We start from the raw sequence: 25250 nt of genomic DNA, 5'->3' as shown, positions 1-25250 counted from the left end.
AATTGAAAAAGATGAAAAAAATATTTTTATATATGCTTGCTTCAGTTTTAATGCTGACAGCAACAGCGCAGGAAACGATCTATCCTGCACCTGCGCAAAAAGAAACCATCACGTTGACCAATGCCACTATACATGTAGGCAACGGGCAGGTGATCGAGAACGGTAATGTAGTGATCACCAATGGTAAGATAACAGCGGTAGGCGCAGCAGCAACACCTGCAGGCACCATTATCGACTGTAAGGGCAAACAAATTTATCCGGGTCTTATCCTCAGTTCATCCGAACTGGGATTAGTGGAAGTACCAGCAGTAAGGGCCACACTGGACAATGAAGAACTGGGCGAAATCAACCCCAGCATCCGTTCGCTGGTGGCTTATACCACCGATAGTAAAGTGATCAACACCCTGCGTACCAGCGGTATATTATTGGCCAATACGGTGCCCGGTGGCGGATTGATCTCCGGCTCCTCTTCCGTAGTGCAGCTGGATGCATGGAACTGGGAAGATGCCGCTTATAAAGCCGATGGGGCTATGCACTTCCGCATGCCCTCTTTATTAGCACGTACCCGTGGCCGTGGTTTTGGTGGTGGCGGGCCGCAGCAACCGCCTGTTGATCCTGTAAAGCGTGCGCTGGACCAGATAGAAAATGTAAAAACATTCTTCCGCGAAGCAAAAGCTTACCTGGCAGAAAGCAATCACGAAAGCACCAATCTTAAATACGAAGCGGTAAGGAATTTATTCAATAAACAACAGAAGCTGGTGATACACTGCAATATTGTAAAGGAAATGCTGGTGGCAGTTGATTTTGTAAAAGAATTTGGCTTTGATGTGGTGATAGAAGGCGGTGCGGACAGCTGGCAAATAGCAGATATTTTGAAGCAGAATAACATTGCCGTGGTACTGGATGCAATGCACAGTTTACCAGTAATGGTGGATGATGATATTGACCAGCCATTTAAAACACCTGCTATGTTGCAAAAAGCCGGCGTGTTGTTTGCCATTAATGATGATGATGAGAACAGCCGCAGCCGCAACCTGCCCTTTAATGCAGGTACAGCAGTAGCTTATGGTTTAAGCAAGGAAGAAGCATTAAGCGCCATTACATTAAATGCCGCTAAAATACTGGGCATTGCCGATAAAACAGGATTCTGTGGAAACCGGCAAGGATGCCAACATTGTAGTAAGCGATGGCGATATACTGGATATGAAGAGCAATAACATCGCCTATGCCTTTATACAGGGCAGGCAGATCAATTTGACCAATAAACAAACACAGTTGTTCGATAAGTATAAATACAAATACGGTATCAAATAATTTGTCCCGTTTTTTAAAAGCCGGCTGCAACAACAGCCGGCTTTTTTTGTCTTTATAATATTAAATTGAGTTATTAAAAGGGTGGTTTCATTTCCTGTACGGAAGCAGCTACATGGCTTATTAAAATAACTTTGCAATAATTTTAAAGAGACCGATATGCGTTATTTTCTTACAAAGAATTTTGTTTTAACCAGCATAGCAATATTGTTGCTGGGCTCCGGCATGGCGCAAAATAATTTAACTGCAAGGCAGCTGGAACAAAAGGCCGATAGTTTTTACACAGCTAAGAATTATCCATCTGCTGCACAATACTATCTTGCATTGGCAGCACAGTCCGACTTTGCAGTAAAGCGTTCCGGTGCCTTGTACAATGCAGCCTGCTGCTTCAGCCTGCAGGATAAAAAAGATTCCGCATTTATTATTTTAAAGCAATCCGTTAAAGCAGGTTATAGTAATAAAAAGAATTTACTGGCCGATCCTGATTTAAAAACCTGCACGAAAAGAAAGCATGGTTTAAAATTGTCAACAGTGTAAAGGAAGCTGTAAAAGTGCTCAATGATGATCCTGCAAAAGCCCGCTTTTATACAGATGATGTACATAATTTCTGGTATGCGTATGATAAAGCGCTAAAAGACACCGTACATTTTAAAAGCATTTTTAAAAAACACTATTTCGATAAGGCCAGCCGCGGCATGAATGATTACATGTCGCTGAAAGTAAGCAGTATCGATGCTTTCATTGCACATATAAAGTCGGCACCCAAATTTTATGCAGCCATTAAACAGAAAACGCCCTTGGTGGATGATTATAAAAAAGATTTTTTACAGGCATTCACTCAACTGAAAGTATTATATCCCCCTTCGAAATTCCCGGATGTATATTTCTGCATCGGTGCCTTCAGCAGCGCCGGTACAGTATCGGATGCAGGTTTGCTCATCGGCCTGAATCAAATTTGTGATGCAGACGGCGTGCCTACAGATGAACTGGGCTTTCGCCTTAAAACAAGGATGAACAAACTGGAATACCTGCCCAACATCATCTCCCACGAACTGGTGCATTACCAGCAGGACGGTATGCAGAATGATACCACTACGCTCAGCTACGTGATCCGGGAAGGTATGGCAGATTTTATTGGCGAACTGATCAGCGGCCGTGTGGCCAACCCTGCTTTATTTGAATGGGCCAAGGGCAAAGAAAAAACCATCTGGCAAAAATTTGTACCCGACATGTATTTCGATCGCTATAATAACTGGATCGCCAATTCCCAGCAGGCCACACCCGATAACCTGCCCGACCAGGGTTACTGGATCGGTTACCAGATATGCCGTGCCTATTACGAAAATGCCACCGATAAAAAACAGGCCATCAGCGATATGCTGAATATTAAAGACTACAAGGCCTTTTTGCAAAAAAGCGGCTGGGAAGCCAGGCTGGCTGCAATGCCGTAAGTATGATTTTCTTTTAACACTTGCTGTTAGGGCTGTTTCAAAATAAATAATATCTTTAAGACACAGCCCCGTTACCCGCAAACTGTGAGTGACGTGGGCGAAGCCATAGCACTAATAAACAGTATAATGACCTTAAAACTAACCTTACTCTCAGTAGTTATATTTCTATTTACCTCTTCTTTTGGGCAAATAAAAATTGAAGACCTGAAAATTGACTCCACTATTACCGGTTTTCACTTTGCAGCCGATTTCCAGGGAACAATTGTTTTCACTAAAAACGGCCCGCCAGACATACAAACCATTAATCCAACCGCCTTCTCTTTTACAATTGCCCCTGGCATTACAGCTGCTGCTGCAAAAGAACAACTTGAGGTGATGCTCACGATGTCGAAAGAAAATGGCTATACGATAACCAACCTGCAAACAAAGGATACAACATTGTCCGGATTTACTGCTTATTATGTTTCCTATATCGAAACAGATAAGAGCAACAACTATAAAAATATGATCTTCAATTCGTTTGTTATTAAGGATGACACAATGATCATTTTTGTGAGTGGCGACCTTGATGACGGTAAATACATAGAAAAATTCAAAAGAACATTTTTCAGTATTAAACTATAAAAGCTATTTTATGTAATGCAGCATTTCCCTTCATCTTTTGAAGTACTACAAGCAACAACATGAAAAAGATAAATTTTTTATTGCCTAAAAGCATCCTGCTGCTGATCATAATTGTATCCATACATAATACCTGTGCTGCCAATAGCAGGCAGGTTGCTGAGGAGCCAAAATCATCAAGAAAAAATTTGGAGAATCACAAACTGATATATGCCCCCTGGCAGGAAGAATTGAACTGGGGAACAGCCGGCATTGTGCAATTGGGAGAAAGATTGATCAACATTGAGAAGGGTAAGAAAGATGTTGGAGACAGCACCAGTTATTTATTTGATCAACAGGGAAGACTGGCATTAAAAAAAAATTATAATAATAAGGGAAAGTTAAAAGAGACAACCTCTTATAAATACGATAGCACAGGAAACCTTCTTTCTATCAATGCAAAAAACAATGATGGAGGAGCGCCATTTGCAATGACCTTTACTTATAATACATCCGGGCAGATAACAGTTACTAAAACTTCCTATTCTTCTGTCACCGAAAAAGTGGAATATAAATATGATGCCGGGAATTATTTGATAGCATCAAATGAACTCGATAACAAAAATCGTGTCATAAAGAGAACAAATTATTTTTATGATAAAGCGGGCAACCTGGTATTATGCATAATCAGGTCTGCTAAAATGGATACTTTAACTATTGATAAATACCGTTACAATAACCAGAACCAGTGCATTCAATCAGAACACTCCGGGGAGCCGGTTAATTGCGCAGGAAGAAATAAGTGGCAGATGACTTATAATGCATCGGGAGATATTATAGTAGAGAAAACGAGTGACCTGGTTGTAAAATACAAATATGAATATGATGTAAAAAAAAGATGGACAAAGCAATATAATTTTTATAATGATGAAACGGAGCCCAATTTTCTAACGAGAAGAACCATCGTTTACAGAAACTAAAAACGGTGACGCATGAATTGCGCTGTTTATGCAAAAAATCAACAGGCTGCATCTTTAATTTAACCTGGTTAAAAGGATCACCAGCCTGCAAGATCATTAAAGCATCGAAAATACAGTAAACCCTGCCGGTAATATGAAACTGCTCATCACTGCATTCCTTTTTATTATTGCTACAGTTGGCCGGGCTCAATACACTTTTTACCCATATCCGACAGCTGCGGCACTTTTGGACTTGCCTGTAATGTAACGGGTGCTACTCCGAATTCCATGCTGCAAACAATTTACCTCGTTAATAATAACAGGAAAGAGCAGTTACTGAAATGGCTGCTTTCGAATAACCGCCAGAATAATATCTATGGTTTTGTTGGTTTATACTTCCTGCATCGTAATGGATCAAAGTTGTCGAAGCAGGAAATGAAGTCAATGAATACTGTTAAAAAAAGTAATTACCGGATCAATTCCTGTATCGGATGCAGTTTTGGCAACAGGAAGATGTCAAAACTACTCAGTAACAAAAGATTGAAAAGTTATTATTCCTGGTATACAAGATCAGACAAGAACACATTTTTTATAGAAACACCGGTTGAAAAATAAAATTATACCGCATTATAAATTTTTCCTGTTGATTTTATAACTTCAAATAAGCACAAACCTATAAAACTGGCAAAATGAAAAAAATCATCTCACTTCTACTCATTATTTCCCTGGGTATTGCAAATGCAAATGCACAAACACCAGAAGTACAGGATCTTGTTGCAAAAGGCGTAAAGCTGCACGACAGCGGGGATTTTAACGGAGCTATCGAACTGTACAAACAAGCTTTGGCGATTGATGAGAAATCTCCACTTGTCAATTACGAGTTATCTTCCAGCTATTTTTCGTTGAAAAATTATGAAAAAGCAATTGAATATGCCGATCATGTGATAGATTATGGAAAAGATTATGTGAAAGACGCCTATATTTTAAAAGGATCAGCAGAGGATCTTGCAGGAAGATCTGAAGATGCCGTTCAAACCTATAAAAAAGCAATAAAGAAATTCCCCGATAGCTACCTGCTGCATTATAACCTGGCACTTACTTCTTACAATAATAGAGACAATAAAACTGCGGAAGAATCGCTCCAGAAAGCATTACTGATACGGCCTACACATGGCAGTAGTCATTTGCTGCTGGGCTATGTAATGCAGGCCCAGGGCAGCAGGGTAAAATCGTTGCTGGCGTTGTACAATTTTTTGTTGCTGGAACCTAACGGGCCAAGAACGGAGTCGGCTTATAAATTTTTACTGGAACAGTTGAAACAAGGTGTCAGCAAAGGGAAAGACAAGAAAACACCATCAATATTACCTTCAATCCCGGGAAAGACTCGGATGAATTCAGTGCAGCGGAATTAATGCTGTCTTTGCTCGAATCATCAAAAAGTATAGAAAAGAATAAAGACAAATCAGAGGATGTACTTTTTGCTGAAAACACGGAATCATTTTTTTCTGTGCTCGGAGAGCTTAAGGATAAAAAGAAAGGATTCTGGTGGAATTTTTATGTTGACTTTTTCTATTCCATGAAGAACAGCAATCATGTACAGGCTTTCAGTTACCTGATCAGTCAATCAAAAAATGATGCGACAATTGATAGCTGGCTGAAAGACAATCAAACTAAAGTGGAGGCTTTTAATAAATGGTTTGAAGAATACCAGCGGAAAATATAAAAACTGTATTACCGGTTATTACCAGCTGCTTTGGCATTTCATTGATGAAAGACTGCATACAAGACTACTTTGCCTCAATCAAGGCCAGGTTTATAAAAGGCTTGAAGCTATAGAATGACATATGATTACAATAGCGAATCTGGCATTATTAAAAAAAGATATAATCCACAAAATCTCTCAAATAAAAAACTAAATCAGTTCTCTTATGAGTATGATCGGCAATTTACTCCGCGTTTCTAATATAGAATTGGAGAGTTATATTAAAAACAGTGCCTTACTGGAGCAAAGGGTTTACCCCGAAATATATGTTAAAGATCCATACCTGCTGGATTTGGACAAATCATGGGAAAGTATCTTTTACCTTTTAACAGGTTGCACTTCTGCAGACTCTGAAAAGGCCTCACCACCTTTGTCATTTGTTATTTTTAACGGGAACGTAATTGATGAAGAACAAGACATGGGATACGGTCCTGCAAATTATGTATCACCTGAACAGGCAAAAGAAATTGCCGGCGCACTGCCAGAATTAGAAAGAGAAAGCCTGTATGCAAAATTTGAATCCCTAAAATCTGCAGACGCCGAATTATATCCATTTAACCCGGATAGTGGAGATATGTTTGATTATATATTCAGTTATTATAAGGAAATGAAAGCATTCTATGAAACAGCAGCTGAGAATGGCCAGGCTGTCATCTCTTTTATCAACTAAATAGCGCTAATTGTATTTGCAGGTCAATAATAATGAATAGCATAGCTATGAAGTATTTAAAAATTAATCTGTTTACGCTCGTAGTAATGTTACAGACTGCAGTTTTTGCACAGGGAAACAGTAGCTATATAGATTCACTCATTGATAAGCTCTCCTGGAAATCAGTCAACATGACCTGCTCAGCAACTATTCTTACACTCACTCACCAGGATAGCACCGAAAAAACATTGGTAAAAACAGGAAAGGCTGCAACTGAAAAATTGATCAATGCATTAGGGGATACTGGTAAAACAGTAATTGCCCATATCATACTTTCTGAAATATGGAGAAAAGAAAATGAGTATTATGGAGTGTCAACCAAATATATTTACAAAAATTGTAACCAATTAATCGGCTGGCATAATATTTACAATGGCCTGGTTTGGGAATGGACAGAAGAAACTGGCAATACTATCAGGCAATCAGAAATACAAAAGATCAAAAACTACTGGACAGCAAAATACGTTGATAAGAAAAATATTACAATGAACGATGCCAGGGTGCTAACCGAATTGATGGTACTGGATTATGAGTTATTTCCCTGCAACAAAGTTTACGACAACAATTCAGCCGCCGTTAAATACAAGGAGTTATATGAATTACTGGAGAAGAAAAGCGATCATCCATTGTTCAAAAGTCTATGGAATAGGTTTGGCAATGACTCTACTGTGAAAATTTTCGATGATTGTTTTTTTATTACGTATGATCCGGAAGGTCTCTCGTTCCGGTTTGAAAAAGACAGTATCCTCAGCTCGATATTTGTGGAATCGCCTTATGCAGGGGAGTTACCCAATAAGTTAAAGCTCTCCGACAGAAGACCCGTTGTGGAAAATAAAATTGGCAGACCTTTTAAATGGGGTAGCTATGTTGATAATACATGGGCATGGTACAAAGCACAATCGCTTTATCTTGATTTTGATAAGAATGGAAAAATAATAAAACTCAGTATTTCAAAAAGATAAGTATTTACTCCTGCTCAATTCTAATAAGAATTCTTTTAAATTATATGAAAACAACCGGCAAAACAATATCATTCAATAAAAAAGCATTCCCGGGCTTCAAGTCCTTTTATTCAACTTGTATTTACTATAATAAAGTTGCACCAGGCAATACATTTCTTTTAAACTAGAAGTGGATACCTTTGTTCTTTCGAAAAAAAACATTGGAGAACCGTTAACTTATCGTTGAAGCCGACTATTGTTTACACTTGCAAAAAAATATTCAGTATGTCAATCAAAAAAGAAACAGACCTCACCGGCATGCAAAAAGCAAGCGAAGCTGTTGCTACCACATTAAAGCAAATGAGGAACTATGCCCAACCCGGCATGACAACAAAAGAACTGGATGATTACGGTGCCAACATACTTGCGGGATTTGGTGCAAGATCAGCGCCTTATCTCACCTATGGCTTTCCCGGGTATACCTGCATCAGTGTGAACAATGAATTCTGTCATGGCATTCCTTCCAGCAGCAGGATATTGAAAGAAGGCGATCTGGTGAATATTGATGTATCTGCCGAACTCGATGGATTCTGGTCGGATAATGGCGGCTCATTTGTATTGGGTAAAGATGTGAAAGGGCACCAGCGGTTGATCGATACTTCAAAACAGATCTTGCAGAAAGCTATTTATAATATTAAAGGTGGCGTGCGGATTGCAGATATCGGGCATTTAATAGAAACAGAAGCTAAAAAAAGTGGTTACAAGGTCATCAAAAATCTTACCGGGCATGGCATAGGTAAAAGCCTGCACGAGGAGCCTGCGGAAATTGCGAACTACCGTGACCGTTATAATACCGAAAGGTTCAGGAAAAATACCGTGGTGGCCATTGAAACATTTATCTCCACCCACTCCACCTATGCCGAAACGCTGGAAGACGGCTGGACCATGGTGGGAAATAAAGGTGGCTATATGGCGCAACATGAGCACACCATTGTTGTAACAGATGGAAAGCCGATGATCTTGACGGAGATGAATGAAATTTGGAATTAGTAAAATTGCTGAAACTACAAAATGGCACCACTTGATTTTAAAAATGCCTGGACTGGTATGGGGGAACCGCTTTCCCCTATTACTAAGACTCGGCTCGATCGTTTTAACTTATTAAATGCGACTTCAGAGTTTTTGACCCAGGCCGGGCTCCCTGTTTACTGCGAGCCCAATCTACATTTTAGCAAGGATACAGATGACCTGTTTTCTGGTATCAATAAACTGACTGAACAATATGATTTTTTTAACCCCACCGATAAATTCGATCAATATATTGTTATAGGTTCTTGCCGGGACGGAGATCCAATTGCAATTGATACGGCTAATAATGACATGATTGTTCAACTCGATCATGAGGACCTGTTCAATTCATCATACTTCAACAGTTCAATAACCACGCTCGCCGATTTTTTGATTTTTTTCCGCGACTTTGAGCAGGAAGTTTTATCAGGTAAGGGCGTTGATGATAGTTTTAATTTTACAAATATCCAGTTTGATCAACTCAAAAATAAAATGTTTACTGCGGATAGCAAGGCAATTACAGAAGAAGGTTTTTGGAAAAATGAACTTGATATAATGCTTTCTATCAGGAAAGAAACATTTGGAATATCTTAAGAAGCAAGCCTTATCCCGTTTTTCATTCATAATTATCTCAGCTATGATCACTCCTGCCACCCTCTTTTCCTTTTTCCCCGTTCTTTTTATTGGAGGCTGGGTATTGATCACATTTGTTATTGCCAGGTTTGGATGGTCGTCTCTTGCAGGTAGATATAAAGCAGCTCCCGGTTCATTTACTGGCACCAGGCTCAGCTACATCTCCGCAAAGATCAATTTTACCAACTATAACAATTGCCTTAACCTGCAATATAACAACGAAGGCATTTTGTTACAGCCGATCATCATATTCAGGTTATTCCATCCTCCCCTGTTCATTCCCTGGAATGAGATAATGGATGTGAAGGATAAAACAATATTTTTCTCCAAATGGAAAAAGATGTTTATTGGCTCAGCTACTGTTTGTACTATTACACTCAGTAGATCAGTATTTGAACGCTTTGAAAAGGAATATCTGTTGCATTCCTTTTCAAAATAATTGTAGCATACATAACAACAGCAACAATTTAATACCTTTATTTTTACGGGTGGCAAAGCCAGGCATATACTGCAATCTTCTATGTATAAAACTTCTACCTATTTCATAAAAGCACAGATTCCCGGTGTTACACAAAAAGACCTGGTCGATTTGTACAAACGGGAGCTTGAGATACAAAGCGTAAACAATATCTCTGCAGATGTTAATACCATCAGTTTTATAAATAATTTTTTCAGGTTTATACCAACCAAATCTGCTAATAAATTTTCCAGCTTTTCTCAGGGCAAAATAGAAATTGTAGATGAAGCGGATGAATTTGGTATTTATTTTCAGGCAACCACTACTAGAGTATTCGCATCTGCCGGGCTGATGGCCGCATTGGCAGCTTTGCTTTGTTTATTCAATGACGGTTTTAACTTTTTTTGTTTGATCGTAGGGGCAATTGTTTTTGTATTACTCGTGATCATCAGCTTTATATCAACAACCATTTCTTTCCCCGTTTACTTTACAGGTTTACGCAATAATATTGAGGAGGAATTACGATCAGCCGGGCATTAACTTAAAAAATAACCTTCGTATTCAGCCCCCCTGATTGTCGTGTTTGCACTGTGTCGTAGATTTTTTTGTGGAGTAGCTTTGGATCATCATTAAAACAAAAATACTATGCGAAAGATTATTGTATTATCAATGGTGACATTAGATGGCGTGATACAGGCGCCGGGCGGACCAAAGGAAGACGTATCCGGTGGTTTTAAATACGGTGGCTGGACGGCTCATTACGGCGACGAAATGTATGGCAAAGCTGTACAAAAAGAATTGCAGCGGCCTGCTGCTTACCTGTTGGGCAGAAAGACCTACGAGATATGGGCGGACTACTGGCCGCATCACAACGATTTTTGGCCGGGCATTAATGAAGGCAATAAATATGTATTTTCGAAAAAATTAAAAAAGTCAGACCCGATGATCACCGGGTGGAAAAATTCCACGTTATTAAAAACACCGGCGGATATCAAAAAACTGAAAAGCTCCAAAGGACCAGAGATACATGTATGGGGCAGCAGTAAATTGATACAACTGTTGTTGAAGCATGATCTTGTGGACGAGCTGCGGTTAAAGATCCATCCGCTTACTTTGGGTAAAGGAAAAAAATTGTTTGATAATGGAACCATACCTGCTGCCTTTAAATTAACAGAACACCAGGTTACAACAAAAGGCGTTATTTTGGCCACTTACCAGCGATCCGGGAAAGTTAAAACGGGCGCTGTAGGGGCTTAAAATAAACTGACTTGAAAATCGTCTTTGAGAACACTTTTAATTATACCAATAGTATCCTTACTTTTTTCCTGCAACAGTGCACCAATAAAAAAGCAGGCTGAAAAAGTATTGCCCCACGCTGACACATTGCAGCATGTTAGTTCAGATACAACTAACCAGTTAGAAGAAACATTAAAGACAGTTCCCCCAAACATACAACCTGTTTTTGGGTATCGCTTTGTAATATCCGGCGACTTTGATGGAGATGGTAAACAAGAGCGGCTGATAGAACATTTTTTCTCTGGCATCGATCACAAAGAAACCAACAAGTTTTACGACAGTTTACCTGAATACGATCAGCTGGTGGCTTTGACGATGAAGAAAGAGCCTTACTGTTTTATAACGTCTGACAACAATAGTATTGACAGTTTTCATATTGCTGCAGACGGCCAGCTTTTGGGCCTATCTTATTTAAAAAATGAAGGAGACCTGGATGGAGACGGGGCGGATGAAATTTCGTATGTCATCAACTGGGCCGACTGGTCGAATTTGAATACCTGGCACATTGCAACTTATAAAAATAAAAAGTGGGTAGAACTTTATTCATTCCCCATCTGGGATTGGCAGCTACCCGATCTGCCGGAAACATTTAGTGAATACGGATTATTTGGACTGGAGAATAAATTCATTGATACAAAAAATGACACTGCTGATAAACGTATGGAAAAAGAGTTATTGAATTTTCCGGGATTGGTCAAAAAGATCGGAACGGATAAGATCCGGGTGATATACAGGAACGATGATGCAGAAGAAGACAGTATGATAGTGAATTTAAGACGCAAGAGCCGGAACAATAAAGTCAATAGCCAATAACAGTACCTTTGTTCTTACAATTTCCTGTTTATGGATCAGCTGCAAAAAATAGCCGGATATTTTGAAACGCATAACGTTGAAGGCATCAGGCAATGCTTTAATAATGGCGTTGATCCCAACCAGCTGCATAAGGGCAAGCCGCTCGTTTATGAGCTGATCAATATGTACCTGCGTGGCCCAGGTTTTAAAGATTGCATGAAGGCTTTTGCAGAGCATGGTTTGCAGTTTGATGACACAGCACTATTGGCAGTTTTACTGGATGATGCAATAGCGTTAGATAAACTTCTGCTTGCTGACAAAGATTTATTATTCAAAACCTATTCCCTCGATTGTACATTTACGCCCTTGTACAAAGCCACGCTCCTGCACATCTGTGCCGAGTATGGTCACCTGCAATGTGCAGCAACACTTTTAAAACACGGCGCAGATATCAATGCAAAAGCCGGAATTGATGAAAACGGGTTCGGTGGTCAAACACCGGTCTTCCACACGGTTAACCAGCATAACAATGCCTGTATCAATGTGCTGAAATTACTGGTTGCTGAAAAAGCCGATCTTTCACAAACTGTAAAGGGACTTATTTGGGGCAAAGGTTATGAATGGGAAACATTTATTCCTGCTGTAAACCCCACCAGTTATGCGATGATGGGACTGCTGCGGCAATTTCAAAGAACGGAGCAGGATATCTATACCATTGTTTCAATATTATGGAAGGCTGAATATGGAATTGAATATTCTCCGGAAAATGTGCCGAATAAGTATCTGAACAGTTGATTACAATAAAACACTCTAACCTATACATTAAGCTATGCCCAGTAAACTTTTTGTTCAAAAAATAATTCCCCTGTCCGTTATCTTTTGCTGCATGTTTAGTAATCTATCGGCACAAAAGAATCCAACGAAGATATATGGAACTGTACCTATTAATAATGTGTCCTCTATGGATGCTACCGAGATAACTGTTACTGAATGGATCTATTTTATTCTCAATACTAATTTTGATCCTGGGTTCTTTCCGGATCTATCACACATTACACCTGCAGCAAAAATGCTTTTTGAAGACCTGAAAAAAGGAAAAGATTTTGAATATATTGATCCCATTTACAATACAGGTTATTTAAAAGAAAACTTTGGCGCTAAAGGTTTTCGTGTAAAGAAGAAAGTCAAACTTCTTTACGAAGCTGATACTAATTTCTTTTCATTCAACGTTCCCATTGTAGGTATTTCATTTGCACAGGCAAAAGCATTTTGCGCATGGCGGGAATCTGTTGTGAATCAGTACAAGCCGGTCAAGGTCAGTATAGCACTTCCTCCAATCGAGGTTTATGAAAAAGTCATTGAAAATAAAGACAGCATCAATCCAAAGAGTTGTTACCTGCAAAATTCATTGAACTGTAATTGCCTGGTGATTAAAAAAACAAAAGACTTTAAATCGCAAGGTAAATGTGTGATAAGAGCTGATAGTTATTGGCCAAGTATGCTGGGGCTGTATTGTTTGCAGGGAAATGCAGCAGAAATGACCGCCACGGAAGGAATTGCAATGGGTGGCTCTTTCAGGGATTATGCAAGAGAATCCTTTAGGGATAGGAAACAAAACTATTCAGCTCCCGGAGACTGGCTGGGCTTCAGATGCCTGGTAACATTAAAATAAGTATGTTTACTATTTAACCAGGGCAGCAACAACTTTAAAACTTTACCGATGACAACTGAAGAGCGATGGATGATCTTAAAAAATACCGCCGCAGAGCAACTATCCTTAATTGACAAACTATCGCTTAATGAAAGCTTTATCGAATACTACTGCGAACCTTCATTTGAACCTTTTTTCAAACTGCAGATCACCTGGACCGATAAAATTGTAAAATGGTATTATACAGAATGGGATATTGTTGCTGACAGAAGTAAATTCTATGAATTGGACGGAATGACCAAAGTTGTTCTGATACAACCACAACCCACTATTAAAATTACTTCAGGCGCTATAACTCCGGGCATGTTCGCCGATATCATAGCGCATATTCGTCAAATGAAAATTTCGCCAAAAATTGATCCGCTACATATGTTTACGCTGGATGGCAGTTTCAACACACTTTCTTTGGGTATTGGCGATGTAAAAACAATATACAGCTGGCATACACTTCCCAATGAATGGAATGATATTGAAAAACTGGTTGACATGATACTTGCAATAAAAAACAGCAGCACAGATTGATCCAGCAGGTAAATAATATCTGCTTACTTTGCCTGGCAATCAAGGCTAATAAAATTGTATGAAAAATTCCAGATTAAAAACATTACTGATCGGTTTAATTGCCGGCGTTGCGTATGCCTTTTTATGCATGCTGATAGTAACACATTTTCACAAAAATGTTTCCGTTGGTTATATCTTCCTGCTACCGGTAATATTAGGCGCTATCCCGGTTCTATTCTCCACAAAAGAGCAATTGAAAACCTATAAAAGTTACCTGCTTTTACCCTGGCTGATAACTTTTACCTTTTTTGTTTTGTGTTTTGTAACAGGGTTTGAAGGAATGATCTGCCTCGTAATAATCGTGGCACCGTTTGTTTTATTGGGCACGCTGGGCGCATTTATAACCAGAATGGTCAAATTAAAAGAAAAGGGCGAAGGAACTAAGCTCTATGCTTCATTATTGTTGCCTTTGCTGGTATTTGCGTTCGAAAGTGATTTTCGTGCAACAGACCAGGTTCATACCGTTTCAACATCCATAGTGATCAATGCAGACAGGAACAATGTTTGGGAGCATATTAAGAATGTCAGGAACATTCAATCCTCGGAAATAAAAACACATTTCATTCATCTTATTGGAATACCAAAGCCTTTAAATGGGGAGCTTGACAAAGAAGGAGTTGGTGGTACCAGGCATATTACCTGGGAAAAAAGCATCCGGTTTGAAGAAAAGATCACACAATGGAATGAAGGCAAAGGATTTTCTTATGATATCCATGTTGATCCGGCATCCATTCCGCCAACAACGCTGGATGAACATGTGATGATCGGTGGTAAATATTTTGATGTATTGAAAGGTAGCTATACAATTGAACCGATCGATGCTGCAAAAAACAAAGTAACACTTACCTGTACGTACAGGGTTACCACTAACCTTAATTTGTACAGTAAACTATGGGCAGATTTTATTTTAGATGACTTCAACAATATGATACTGGAAGTGATCAAAAAAAGAAGTGAGATAAAATAAAGGGACAATTTGAATGATGACAGCATTTGACATATCGATCATGGCCTACGGTTATTTTTTTGGAGGCATACTTGTTCACCTTATTGAGCATGGGATGATCAGAAAGTACCAATTGATCGGCTGCGGCATTGCACTGATCATTGTATCCTGCTATGCATTATTTTCGAAGCCCGGGAAATTTACAAATCTCCATTACGGTTTTTTAACACTACCCATTATTGCTGTCCTGGTATTTAATCTTGCAGGCATGCTGTCCTGGAAAATAACGGGCCGGGAATTAAGGGCTACCTGGCGGGGTGCAAGATATTTTTACACAGAAAAAAAGAATTGGAGTGATCATCTCCTGTCATTTTTAATCGTTATGATAGACTTTGCATGGCCAATAGCGATAGCAATGCTGTTAAAATAATAATCTTTTCAAACAGGGAGATCGAGTCTTTCAATATTTTTTGACAGTCTTGAGCGATACTATCAAAACCTGTCTTCAAAATACAATTGCCAAATAATAGCACACTGCCTGGCATGCAATTCCATTTTTACTTACCTTCATTAACCATAACAATTCATTCACTGCAATATCAAAAACCTTTCCCATGTTCCACCTCAAAAAAACTACCGTATTCCTTATCACATTCTTTTGCTGTGCTTCCGGTTTCGCACAATCCAAAGACCTGTACGAAACAGTGGCAAAACTGGACAGTACTTTCTTTGCAGCCTACAACAGTTGCGACATGAACAAGCAAAAAGAATTCTATTCCGATAGTATTGAATTCTATCATGATAAAAGCGGGCTGGAAACTTCTAAAAAAGCCATTTTGGAAAGCACGCAAAAATACATCTGCGGAAAAGTGACCAGGGAACTGGTGAAGGGATCATTGGAGGTTTCTCCCCTGCCCGGTTATGGTGCGGTGGAACTTGGATCGCACATGTTCCACAATAACCAGGAAAAGAATGATCAACCACATGCCAGTAAATTTGTGATCATCTGGAAGAACAACAATGGTAAGTGGACCATTACAAGAGTGATCAGTTTGCATTAATATTTCAATCATTCAAATCAAAGTAATATGTGGCATACCTACGTATGTGTGGCATAACGCCACCGCCTACACTCAATGAAAAATAACCAGTAATTTTCAAATAAGGATAATAAATTTGGCAACAAATAATAAAATTATAAAGAACTGGAGAGAGCGCACGCTCGAAGACCTTGAAAATGACTACTGGGGCGAAATTGAATACCCTACCAATTTAGTAAGGCGATGTTTTGAGCTTAGAGAGATCCCTTTACGAGATTTCAGGATAGAAGATCTGAGAATAATGATCAGTCAGCAGATCGGCCTGGATTACCTCGTTCCACTTGCGCTGGAGGTTTTGACGAAAGACCTTTTTGCAGAGGGAGATCTATTTGAAGGCGATCTTTTAAAAAGCACTTTAAGGATCAAAACTTCATTCTGGAATAACAATAAAGAACATTGGGCAACTCTTTACAACCTGGTTAAAAACAGGCGGAATGAAATTGAAGTTCAAAAATTTGATACCATTAATTTTGACAATTGTATTCACCAGCTTTAATTATTAAAATAACAGGCAATACTAAAAAACGGCAACAACTACTTTATGATAAAAAATATCCTCTCTTTTTTCTTTCTCGTTTTTTGGGCAGCCATTACAAATGCCCAGACTAATACCTATCATACCAAACAAAATACTCCGCCGGTTATTGCTGGTGTTGCAGATTCTTTGCACTCTGATATCTTAGGAGAAAACAGGCGGCTGGCCATTTATTTACCACCGGGCTACTCCCCCGATTCTGCATATACCTATCCCGTGATCTATCTTTTGGATGGCGGCGCCGAAGAAGATTTTTTGCATGTGGCAGGATTAGTGCAGTATTTTACCACACCCTGGGTGAAGCAATTTCCCCCTTCCATTATTGTAGGTATTGAGAATGTGAACCGTCAAAGGGATTTTACTTATGCCACCGACAACCTGGATTTTGTAACTAAAATGGGGCTGAACAAAAAAAATTTCGGGGCTACCGGTGGCTCTGCAAAGTTCATCAACTTTATTGAAAAAGAATTGCAGCCCTTTATTAAAACACATTATAAGACCAATGGTACCAACAGCATCATTGGCGAATCGCTGGGCGGATTGCTGGCAACTGAAATATTATTCAAAGCGCCTTCGCTGTTCAGCACTTATGTCATCATCAGCCCCAGCCTATGGTGGGGCAATGAATCATTGTTGAAAACAACTCCTGCCATCGCAAATAATAATTTTACAGATAAAGTAAAGATCTATGTAGGCGCTGCAGATAAAAAAGAAAACGATGTGATGTACACCGATGCCACAACATTAGCATTGCAGCTCAGGAATATCCATCGCCCTAATATCAGCGTGCACTTTGATTATTTAGCGGGCGAAAAACATGCTACTATCATTCACCAGGCAGTGTACAATGCCTTTAAAATACTGTACGCAAAGTAAAATGGATCATTATCAACATACTATTCAAACATGGGATCAACTGGCAGATCTGTACCAGGATAAATTCATGGATCTGGATCTGTACGATGATACCTATGATATTTTTTGTGATCTTATACCCTCACCAAACGCCCGGTTGTTTGAGATCGCCTGCGGGCCCGGCAACATCACAAGATACATGCACCGTAAAAGGCCCGATCTTGTTATTGAGGCGACAGATGTTTCTCCCAATATGATACAACTGGCAAAAGAAAATGTGCCAGAGGCGAGTTTTTCTGTAATGGATTGCAGGGATATCGGGAAATTACAGCCTGGCTTTGATGCGATACTCTGTGGATTCTGCATGCCCTATTTATCAAAGAATGATGCTTTGCAATTTATTAAAGACAGTGCACACTTGCTGAACAGCGGAGGGGTATTCTATTGCAGTATTATTGAAGATAAATATGATAATTCCACTTTTGAAACCAGCAGCAACGGCCAGTTCACGATGTTCATTTATTATCACGAGGCCGGCTATCTTCAAAAAGCGCTGGAAGAAAATAATATGCAGGTTCTGCATTTAATAAGAAAGCAATATCCTAAAAAAGATGGCAGCAGCCAGGTGAACCTGATCATCATTGCAAAAAAGAATTAGCGCATCATCAGGCCAGTTCCATTTCCGGTTGTTTATTATACCGGTTGCGGTATTCAATAGGTGTTAAGCCTGTGATCTTTTTAAATATTGTACGGAAAGCCTTGGTATCTGTATAGCCTACATCAAACATCACTTCATTGATATTCTTCCGGCTGCTTTCAAAACTTCTTTTAGCCGCTTCGATCTTTACCCGCTGCATATATTCCACCACGGTATTATTAGTGGCTTTTTTAAAACGTCTTTCAAAACTTCTTCTGCCAATAGCAAACTGGTCGGCCAACTGGTCCACCGTTATCTTATCAGAAAAATTTCCTTCAATAAATTCCTGCGCTTTTTTTATTTCTGCATCTTCATGTTCCTTCTGCCCCTGGAACATCATAAAAGCATTCTGGCTGTTGCGATCGATCTCAATTGCAAAAAATTTAGAAGCCAGTATCGCAATATCCCTGTTGGTATATTTTTCCACCAGGTACAACAGCAGGTTCCAGTAACTGTTGGCGCCACCACTGCTGTACAGTCCATTCTCTTCGGTAATAATGCTGCCATCCACCAGTTCCACCTGCGGGAACATGGTTCTGAAATCATTGGCGAATAACCAATGTGTGGAACATTGTTTGCCATTGAGCAAACCAGTAGACGCAAATAAAAAAGCGCCCAGGCAAAGCGACGCCACTTCTGCTCCTCTATTATACTGGTCCACGATCCAGGGCACCAGTTCCTTATTCAGCTCCAGTGCTTTTTTTATATCACCACTCAATGCAGGAATAAATACCAGGTCGGTCTTCTTTACATCCTTCAGCAATACATCTGCATGCACAGAAAATAAACTGCCATCCAGTTTTACTTCGGGTTTTACTGCTACTAACTGTACATTGAACAGGGCAGGCTTTCCGGCCGATTCCAGGAACTGGTTCACCGCAGTGAACATATAGCGGGGATCAGCAATTGCTTCGATCACAGAAGATTCTGGCACCAGGATAGATACATGCTTCATTGTTTGGTTTTTATGCACTAAAGATAATCAAGTTTTATGTCGTAATCAACCCCTTTGATTGTCGTTTTTACACAGTAATGTTTTTCGCGACAGCAACTAAGTTTGTATCGTCTTAAAATTTCAATCATGGAAAAATACAGTATCGAAAAAGACATTCCTGTTATCTGCGTACAGGCGGAATCATTTCCGTTGGCTCTTGGCAAAGCCTATCAAACACTGCATGAATTAATACAGCATGATACCCGGAGAAAATTATACGGCATTTCTTTTGGGTCGAAAGATGGCGGTATCATTTACAAAGCTGCCGCTGAAGAAGCATTTGAGGGCGAGGCAGAAAAACTGCACTGCGAAAAATTCATCATACGCAAAGGGACTTATGCCAGTGAAACATTAAAAGACTGGCGTACAAATGAAGGCATTGTAGCCACAACTTTTCGAAAATTATTAACGCACCCGCAAGTGGATCACAACGGGTATTGCGTGGAAATATATCCTAACGGAACCGACATGATATGCCTGGTAAAATTATCAGCAGATGATAGAAGTGTTTAAAACAAATATCAATTGTCCCGACAAGGCCAGGGAACTGGTGGAACAACTATGCAAGAGCTTTGCACAGTACCAGGCCAACTTTGACCTGGATGATTGCGACAGGATATTAAGAGTAGTGAATAACAACGGCAGCATTGCTGCAGCACCACTCATCAGCTGGTTAAAAAACCGCGATTGTGTTGCAGAACTGTTACCGGATAATTAAATAATCTTATTGTACACAAACGCAAAATAATGACACAGATCAATTCTTACCTGACGTTCAATGGCAATTGCAGGCAGGCCATGCAGTTTTATAAAGAATGCCTGGGTGGCGAACTCTATTTTCAAACCATTGGTGAATCACCCTTATCCGGTAAAATGCCGGAGCAGATGAAAGACTGCATCCTGCATGCTACTTTAACCAATAATAACCTGGTGCTGATGGCATCGGACATGGTAGGGGACAATGGATTGATAAAAGGCAATGCCGTTTCATTGATGCTCAACTGCAGCAGCGAAAAGGAGATCCGGGAATTTTATGCAAACCTTTCTGATGGCGGCAAAAAAACACATCCGCTGGAGCATTCTTTTTGGGGAGCTTTATTCGGTGACCTTATAGATAAATATGGCAATAACTGGTTACTGCATTTTGATCAAAGTCAACAGCATTAGTTGCAAAATATAACGGTAATTAATACACGAATACATCATCTCCAACAATCAAAACATAAATTAACATCATTCAAAATTAAAAATTACGATCATGCAACCTAAAACACTTAAAATCATTTTCTGGGTTTCTACACTCCTCATCTTTATATTTGAAGGAGTAATGCCCGCACTCACCTCGCAGACAGAAATGGCAAAAGAAGGTATCCGGCATTTGGGTTATCCTGCTTATTTCGGCATTATGCTGGCAGTATTTAAAGTGCTTGGTTCCATTGCCATCACAGTGCCGCAGGTTCCGGCAACACTTAAAGAGTGGGCGTATGCAGGCTTAACGTTCGATATGGTGGCTGCATCCACCAGCATCTGGGCAGTAGAAGGCTTTAGCTTCAATGTATTTTTTCCGTTGATTGTACTCGCAGTATTGATGGTATCTTATTTTACTTATCGTAAATTAAATACCTTGCAGTACAGTAAGGCAATTGCTTAAATTTAAAATTACCATCATGAGTATTCTTATCGGCATCTTATCAGTAATAGCAGGCATCATCGTCATTTTCCTGGTGCTGGCGCTGATCATTAAAAAAGATTTTTCATTATCCAAAGAAGTGATCATCGATCAGCCCGCAGCAATAGTGTTCAATTATCTTAAATTGATAAAGAACCAGGAAAAATACAGTGTATGGGTGATGAAGGATCCCAACATAAAAATTGTGTACACCGGTACCGATGGCACGGTGGGCTTTACTTCTTCCTGGCAAAGTGATGATAAGAATGTAGGCGTTGGTGCACAGGAGATCATTGCAATAAAAGAAGGTGAAAGCATGCAGGTGGAGATCCGTTTTAAAAAACCATTTGAAGCCACCAATTATGCACTCACCACGGTAACACCACTTTCTGCAACGCAAACCAAAGTAACCAACACATTCACCGGCGCACAAAAATTCCCGATGAACGTGATGAATGTAATGATGGATAAACTGGTGGGTAAAGCCATGCAGCAAAACCTGCAGAACATGAAGAACAACCTGGAAAATAACGGATAAAAAATATTTTATGGCAATGAATAAAACTGCAGTTGCTAAAAACACGGATGAATACATACAGCAATTCCCTGCCAACGTGCAAAAAATGTTGCAGCAGCTGCGTAAAACGATCAAAGCTGCCGCACCAAAAGCAGAAGAGCTGATCAGTTACCAGATGCCTGCATTTAAATTGCATGGTATGCTGGTGTACTTTGCAGGATATAAAAATCATATCGGTTTTTATCCCACCGGCTCCCCTATTGTAGCATTTAAAAAAGAAGTATCGGCTTTTAAAAATTCAAAAGGGGCAGTGCAGTTCCCTTTGGATAAACCATTGCCGCTTGACCTGGTAACAAGGATGGTGCAATTCAAACTGAAAGAGAATATTGAAAAAGCCGGTATAAAAAATACTGTAAAACCCGTAGCCAAAGCGGTTGTAAAAAAAGCAGCCACACCCAAACAAAGTGACGAAGAACAAGTGAAAATCTATTTGGCACAATTGCCTGCAGCCGCAAGAGCTGATATTGAAACTGTAAGAGAGATCATACTATCTGCCAGCAAAAAATTAAAAGAACGCATTAAATGGAATGCGCCGAGTTATTATTACAAAGAAGACATCGTTACATTCGGCCCTTATAAAACACACAAACTCCTGTTGGTATTTCATCATCCCGCCATTGTAAAAATAAATTCCCCGCTTTTAGAAGGTAATTATAAAGACAGGCGGCTCATTCATTTTAAAGACAAGGAAGCCGCTCTCAAAAACCGCAAAGAACTTACCCGGATCATTAAAGCACATATCGCACTCATCGATAAAAACTAAGCCCGTTCCCACTCTTTTCTAAAAAAGTAAAGAAAAAATTTGCGTAACCGAATAGTTACATATATATTTGTAACCGATTGGTTACCTAATTAAATTTTTACTCAATGAGAAGAGATGTGTTCCAGGCCATTGCAGACCCAACACGACGGGCCATCATTGGCATGATTGCAGCGCAGCCGCAGAACCTGAATTCGGTGGCGGATAAATTTGCCATCAGCAGGCCGGCCATTTCAAAACATATCAAGATACTGACCGAATGCGGCCTTATCGTAATTAACCAGCAGGGACGGGAAAGATTTTGCGAAGCCAAACTGGCTAAGCTCAATGAAGTGTCGCACTGGGTGGAACAATACCGCCAGTTCTGGAATGCCAAACTGGATTCGCTGGAAATTTACCTGGAAGAATTGCAACGCAAAGAAGCAACGCCTTTAAAAAATAAAAGAACCGCCAAACGAAAAAAATAGCAGCTATATGATCACCGAACACGAAATAGTTTCCACCCGTATCATCCATGCGCCGCGGCATATCGTATTCAGGGCTTGGGAAGACCCGGCTATACTGGCCACCTGGTGGGGACCGGAAGGCTTTACCAACAGTTTTACCGAATTTGATTTCTCTCCTTCCGGTAACTGGATATTCACGATGCATGCACCTGACGGTACCGACTACCCGAATACCAATATTTTTGAGAATATTGTGGCGCCGGAACTGATCGTATTCACGCATGTGGAACCTGTGCACCGGTTCAGGGTTACGGCTACATTTGATGAGGAAACTGCAGACAGCACAAAACTCATCTTTCACATGCTTTTTGACAGTGCCGAAGAATGCGCCCGGGTAAAACCATTTATACGCACTGCCAATGAACAGAATTTTGACCGGCTGGAAGCAGCAGTACATAAAATGCTGGTCACTCACTAAATAATTTTCTTCACTCATCTTTTATAAAAAATAAAACAATGGCACAACAAAATAATACTGCCGACCGCGAACTGCTCCTCACCCGCCTGCTGAATGCACCTGCCGAACTGGTATGGAAAGTATTTACCGAACCGGAACATATTAAAAACTGGTGGGGGCCCAATGGCTTTACCAATACCATTTTTACCATGGATGTACAACCCGGTGGCGAATGGGAACTTACCATGCATGGGCCCGATGGCACCGATTATAAAAATAAAAGTGTGTACAAAGAGATCGTACCGCTTAAAAAGATCGTATACGATCATGTAAGTGGTCCGCATTTTACCGCCACCATTAGCTTTGAAGCACAGGGTGACAAGACCCTGCTTACCTGGCACATGCTGTTTGAAAGCAAAGAACAGTTTGAACAGGTGGTGAAAACATTCAAAGCAGATGAAGGCCTGAAACAAAATATTGAAAAACTGCAGGTATACCTCACCAGTACTTTTAATCTTACTTACTAAAAAATATATCATGAGCAATGCAACACCGATCATTATAGAACGTGTATATAACGCCCCCGTGGCCCGGGTATGGAAAGCGCTTACCGATAATGCCGAAATGAAAAAATGGTATTTTGATATTGCCGATTTCCAGGCAAAAGTGGGTTTTGAATTTTCCTTTTCCGGCCAGGGAAAAGAAGGCGAATCTTACCTGCACTTATGCAAAGTAATGGAAGTGATACCGGGACAAAAACTCAGCTACAGCTGGCGTTACGAAGGCTTTGAAGGTAATTCGTTGGTAAGTTTTGAATTATTTGCCGAAGGCGAACAAACAAGATTGAAACTAACGCATGCAGGACTGGAGACCTTCCCTGCAACTGCCAACAATGCTTTTGCAAAAGAAAATTTTGCCGAAGGATGGAACTATATCACCGGCACCTCTTTAAAACAATTTGTAGAACAATAAAACTACAATAATTATAAGGAGAAAAAATAAGGATTCATTTATTTCCGCCGGTACCATGCCGGCGGATTCTTTTTATTGTTCTTCGTATACCTGTGCCAGTTTGCCGGCATCAATGATACCGATCTTCTTTTCTGAAAAACGGAGAATACTATCTGCACCAAATTCATTCATCATTTTAAACAATGTTTCATACGTGGTGCCGGTGTAAGATGCAAGATCCTGCCTTGATAAAACAATATTTAAAAATCCATCTGCATCGCTGCCGAATTTTTGTTGTAGTGACGTTAACGCATACGCGATCCTGCCCTTGGTGCTCATGTGCGCCAGGTTGCGCATGCGCTTTTCTGATTCCTTCAGTTCTGATGCAAAGAACATCAGCAACTGGTACATGTATTCAGGATTCATTTTTAAGGTAGCAGTAAAAAAATCCATATCTACAAAACATACTTCACTATTGGCCAACGCTGTGCCCGATACAGGATAAATAGTATCGCTCCCCAGGCCACGATGGCCCACGATGGCGCCCTGCCCTGCAAAACGCAGGATCATTTCTTTCTCATCATCCCATTTCTTATGTACTTTAACCAGTCCACTGTGTATAAAGTACATACCCTTTACTTCCTCTCCTTCTTTAAAAAGCATTTCACCTTTTTTCACCTGGTATACTTTCCTGTTGGCATCAATAGCAGGTAACCATTCTTTGCTGCAGGATTGGCAAAGCGAGCAGCTTTTTAAATCACATTTGTATTTTTTTAATACCATTTTGATTTATTTAAAAAATGCGTACAAAAATAAAAATAAAATCTTTATAATCAGATAAATAGATTGTCGATAAGCGGTAAATTTTATCACATTACAATATTAAATATGTAATATTTTTTGGGCAAAATATTTTTTTTCTAAAAAACAAAATAGTATGTTTATGATATAAAATATATTTTAATAGCATTTTTGACATATTTACCGTTAAAAAATATTAAATATATATTTT

The 25250-nt window shown here is 39.7% G+C and carries 37 protein-coding genes; 35 read left to right on the top strand and 2 right to left on the bottom strand.

The genetic code is table 11. The features are described 5' to 3' along the window. The first annotated feature begins 11 nt into the window (after window positions 1-11). The 25 genes from QM738_RS12510 (at window position 12) to QM738_RS12390 (ending at window position 18345) form a co-directional block, all read left to right on the top strand. Window positions 12-1217 carry an amidohydrolase family protein gene (locus tag QM738_RS12510; protein ID WP_462277062.1) on the top strand — a complete coding sequence of 402 codons (1206 nt, stop codon included), beginning with the start codon at window positions 12-14 and terminating at the stop codon, window positions 1215-1217. A gap of 253 nt (window positions 1218-1470) precedes the next feature. After that, window positions 1471-1848 carry a TPR end-of-group domain-containing protein gene (locus tag QM738_RS12505; RefSeq protein ID WP_462277061.1) on the top strand — a complete coding sequence of 126 codons (378 nt, stop codon included), beginning with the start codon at window positions 1471-1473 and terminating at the stop codon, window positions 1846-1848. Between the two features lie 14 nt (window positions 1849-1862). Then, window positions 1863-2762 (top strand): gliding motility protein GldB-related protein, encoded by a 900-nt coding sequence (locus QM738_RS12500; protein ID WP_462277060.1) that lies wholly within the window; start codon window positions 1863-1865, stop codon window positions 2760-2762. Window positions 2763-2888: 126 nt separating this feature from the next. Beyond that, a complete protein-coding gene (locus QM738_RS12495) occupies window positions 2889-3386 on the top strand; it encodes a hypothetical protein (RefSeq protein WP_462277059.1) in 498 nt (165 codons plus the stop codon). A gap of 59 nt (window positions 3387-3445) precedes the next feature. After that, window positions 3446-4342, top strand: a complete 897-nt coding sequence (locus QM738_RS12490; RefSeq protein WP_462277058.1) for an RHS repeat domain-containing protein — start codon at window positions 3446-3448, stop codon at window positions 4340-4342. A 267-nt stretch (window positions 4343-4609) separates the two neighbouring features. Next, the gene (locus QM738_RS12485) at window positions 4610-4936 is read left to right on the top strand and encodes a hypothetical protein (RefSeq protein ID WP_462277057.1); all 327 of its coding nucleotides are present in this window, start codon (window positions 4610-4612) and stop codon (window positions 4934-4936) included. A 74-nt stretch (window positions 4937-5010) separates the two neighbouring features. Then, window positions 5011-5733 (top strand): tetratricopeptide repeat protein, encoded by a 723-nt coding sequence (locus tag QM738_RS12480; protein ID WP_462277056.1) that lies wholly within the window; start codon window positions 5011-5013, stop codon window positions 5731-5733. Window positions 5734-5828: 95 nt separating this feature from the next. Beyond that, a complete protein-coding gene (locus QM738_RS12475; protein WP_462277055.1) occupies window positions 5829-6044 on the top strand; it encodes a hypothetical protein in 216 nt (71 codons plus the stop codon). A gap of 205 nt (window positions 6045-6249) precedes the next feature. Continuing rightward, window positions 6250-6753, top strand: a complete 504-nt coding sequence (locus QM738_RS12470) for a YfbM family protein (RefSeq protein WP_462277054.1) — start codon at window positions 6250-6252, stop codon at window positions 6751-6753. Between the two features lie 170 nt (window positions 6754-6923). Beyond that, window positions 6924-7754, top strand: coding sequence for a hypothetical protein (locus QM738_RS12465; RefSeq protein ID WP_462277053.1), 831 nt, complete (start codon window positions 6924-6926; stop codon window positions 7752-7754). A 264-nt stretch (window positions 7755-8018) separates the two neighbouring features. After that, entirely contained in the window at window positions 8019-8783 is a 765-nt protein-coding gene (gene map, locus QM738_RS12460) for a type I methionyl aminopeptidase (protein ID WP_462277052.1), read from the top strand. 21 nt (window positions 8784-8804) lie between these two features. Further along, a complete protein-coding gene (locus QM738_RS12455) occupies window positions 8805-9395 on the top strand; it encodes an SUKH-4 family immunity protein (RefSeq protein WP_462277051.1) in 591 nt (196 codons plus the stop codon). 43 nt (window positions 9396-9438) lie between these two features. Continuing rightward, on the top strand, window positions 9439-9873 hold the full coding sequence (locus QM738_RS12450) for a hypothetical protein (protein WP_462277050.1): 435 nt from the start codon (window positions 9439-9441) through the stop codon (window positions 9871-9873). 81 nt (window positions 9874-9954) lie between these two features. Beyond that, window positions 9955-10431, top strand: a complete 477-nt coding sequence (locus QM738_RS12445; RefSeq protein ID WP_462277049.1) for a hypothetical protein — start codon at window positions 9955-9957, stop codon at window positions 10429-10431. Window positions 10432-10536: 105 nt separating this feature from the next. Beyond that, window positions 10537-11148 (top strand): dihydrofolate reductase family protein, encoded by a 612-nt coding sequence (locus QM738_RS12440; RefSeq protein ID WP_462277048.1) that lies wholly within the window; start codon window positions 10537-10539, stop codon window positions 11146-11148. Between the two features lie 24 nt (window positions 11149-11172). After that, a complete protein-coding gene (locus tag QM738_RS12435) occupies window positions 11173-12000 on the top strand; it encodes a hypothetical protein (protein WP_462277047.1) in 828 nt (275 codons plus the stop codon). 30 nt (window positions 12001-12030) lie between these two features. Next, entirely contained in the window at window positions 12031-12774 is a 744-nt protein-coding gene (locus QM738_RS12430) for an ankyrin repeat domain-containing protein (RefSeq protein WP_462277046.1), read from the top strand. Between the two features lie 91 nt (window positions 12775-12865). Further along, a complete protein-coding gene (locus QM738_RS12425; RefSeq protein ID WP_462277045.1) occupies window positions 12866-13651 on the top strand; it encodes an SUMF1/EgtB/PvdO family nonheme iron enzyme in 786 nt (261 codons plus the stop codon). 48 nt (window positions 13652-13699) lie between these two features. Continuing rightward, on the top strand, window positions 13700-14212 hold the full coding sequence (locus tag QM738_RS12420) for a hypothetical protein (protein ID WP_462277044.1): 513 nt from the start codon (window positions 13700-13702) through the stop codon (window positions 14210-14212). Window positions 14213-14270: 58 nt separating this feature from the next. Next, window positions 14271-15218, top strand: coding sequence for an SRPBCC family protein (locus QM738_RS12415; RefSeq protein WP_462277043.1), 948 nt, complete (start codon window positions 14271-14273; stop codon window positions 15216-15218). 13 nt (window positions 15219-15231) lie between these two features. Then, window positions 15232-15627, top strand: coding sequence for a hypothetical protein (locus QM738_RS12410; RefSeq protein WP_462277042.1), 396 nt, complete (start codon window positions 15232-15234; stop codon window positions 15625-15627). 184 nt (window positions 15628-15811) lie between these two features. Next, complete coding sequence (locus QM738_RS12405; RefSeq protein ID WP_462277041.1) at window positions 15812-16258, top strand: nuclear transport factor 2 family protein; 447 nt, start codon at window positions 15812-15814, stop codon at window positions 16256-16258. Window positions 16259-16373: 115 nt separating this feature from the next. Further along, window positions 16374-16793 (top strand): contact-dependent growth inhibition system immunity protein, encoded by a 420-nt coding sequence (locus QM738_RS12400; protein ID WP_462277040.1) that lies wholly within the window; start codon window positions 16374-16376, stop codon window positions 16791-16793. 45 nt (window positions 16794-16838) lie between these two features. Next, window positions 16839-17708 (top strand): alpha/beta hydrolase, encoded by an 870-nt coding sequence (locus tag QM738_RS12395; RefSeq protein WP_462277039.1) that lies wholly within the window; start codon window positions 16839-16841, stop codon window positions 17706-17708. 1 nt (window position 17709) lies between these two features. Then, window positions 17710-18345 (top strand): class I SAM-dependent methyltransferase, encoded by a 636-nt coding sequence (locus QM738_RS12390; protein ID WP_462277038.1) that lies wholly within the window; start codon window positions 17710-17712, stop codon window positions 18343-18345. Window positions 18346-18352: 7 nt separating this feature from the next. Here QM738_RS12390 and QM738_RS12385 read toward each other — a convergent pair whose 3' ends face one another. Then, window positions 18353-19339, bottom strand: a complete 987-nt coding sequence (locus QM738_RS12385; RefSeq protein WP_462277037.1) for a GlxA family transcriptional regulator — start codon at window positions 19337-19339, stop codon at window positions 18353-18355. Window positions 19340-19465: 126 nt separating this feature from the next. Here QM738_RS12385 and QM738_RS12380 point away from each other — a divergent pair, with 126 nt between their 5' ends. From QM738_RS12380 to QM738_RS12335, 10 genes are all read left to right on the top strand, one after another. After that, the gene (locus tag QM738_RS12380; RefSeq protein ID WP_462277036.1) at window positions 19466-19891 is read left to right on the top strand and encodes a hypothetical protein; all 426 of its coding nucleotides are present in this window, start codon (window positions 19466-19468) and stop codon (window positions 19889-19891) included. Further along, window positions 19875-20096 carry a hypothetical protein gene (locus tag QM738_RS12375; RefSeq protein WP_462277035.1) on the top strand — a complete coding sequence of 74 codons (222 nt, stop codon included), beginning with the start codon at window positions 19875-19877 and terminating at the stop codon, window positions 20094-20096. Before QM738_RS12380 ends, QM738_RS12375 begins: the two co-directional genes overlap by 17 nt. A gap of 29 nt (window positions 20097-20125) precedes the next feature. After that, on the top strand, window positions 20126-20545 hold the full coding sequence (locus QM738_RS12370) for a VOC family protein (protein ID WP_462277034.1): 420 nt from the start codon (window positions 20126-20128) through the stop codon (window positions 20543-20545). 91 nt (window positions 20546-20636) lie between these two features. Next, the gene (locus tag QM738_RS12365) at window positions 20637-21029 is read left to right on the top strand and encodes a DoxX family protein (RefSeq protein ID WP_462277033.1); all 393 of its coding nucleotides are present in this window, start codon (window positions 20637-20639) and stop codon (window positions 21027-21029) included. A gap of 16 nt (window positions 21030-21045) precedes the next feature. Next, on the top strand, window positions 21046-21585 hold the full coding sequence (locus QM738_RS12360) for an SRPBCC family protein (protein ID WP_462277032.1): 540 nt from the start codon (window positions 21046-21048) through the stop codon (window positions 21583-21585). A gap of 10 nt (window positions 21586-21595) precedes the next feature. After that, window positions 21596-22387: a DUF1801 domain-containing protein gene (locus QM738_RS12355; protein WP_462277031.1), complete on the top strand. Its 792-nt coding sequence runs from the start codon at window positions 21596-21598 to the stop codon at window positions 22385-22387. Window positions 22388-22491: 104 nt separating this feature from the next. After that, the gene (locus tag QM738_RS12350) at window positions 22492-22851 is read left to right on the top strand and encodes an ArsR/SmtB family transcription factor (RefSeq protein WP_462277030.1); all 360 of its coding nucleotides are present in this window, start codon (window positions 22492-22494) and stop codon (window positions 22849-22851) included. Between the two features lie 7 nt (window positions 22852-22858). Further along, on the top strand, window positions 22859-23308 hold the full coding sequence (locus QM738_RS12345) for an SRPBCC family protein (protein WP_462277029.1): 450 nt from the start codon (window positions 22859-22861) through the stop codon (window positions 23306-23308). A 38-nt stretch (window positions 23309-23346) separates the two neighbouring features. Then, entirely contained in the window at window positions 23347-23814 is a 468-nt protein-coding gene (locus QM738_RS12340; protein ID WP_462277028.1) for an SRPBCC family protein, read from the top strand. 10 nt (window positions 23815-23824) lie between these two features. Continuing rightward, window positions 23825-24259 carry an SRPBCC family protein gene (locus QM738_RS12335; protein ID WP_462277027.1) on the top strand — a complete coding sequence of 145 codons (435 nt, stop codon included), beginning with the start codon at window positions 23825-23827 and terminating at the stop codon, window positions 24257-24259. Window positions 24260-24331: 72 nt separating this feature from the next. Here QM738_RS12335 and QM738_RS12330 read toward each other — a convergent pair whose 3' ends face one another. After that, window positions 24332-25021, bottom strand: a complete 690-nt coding sequence (locus QM738_RS12330; protein WP_462277026.1) for a Crp/Fnr family transcriptional regulator — start codon at window positions 25019-25021, stop codon at window positions 24332-24334. Window positions 25022-25250: the final 229 nt, after the last annotated feature.

The sequence above is a fragment of the Ferruginibacter sp. genome (genome assembly GCF_049840995.1).
Lineage (GTDB): Bacteria > Bacteroidota > Bacteroidia > Chitinophagales > Chitinophagaceae > Ferruginibacter.
The sequence above is the reverse complement of the archived record's forward strand: the minus strand, read 5'-3'. Positions and strand labels throughout refer to the sequence as shown.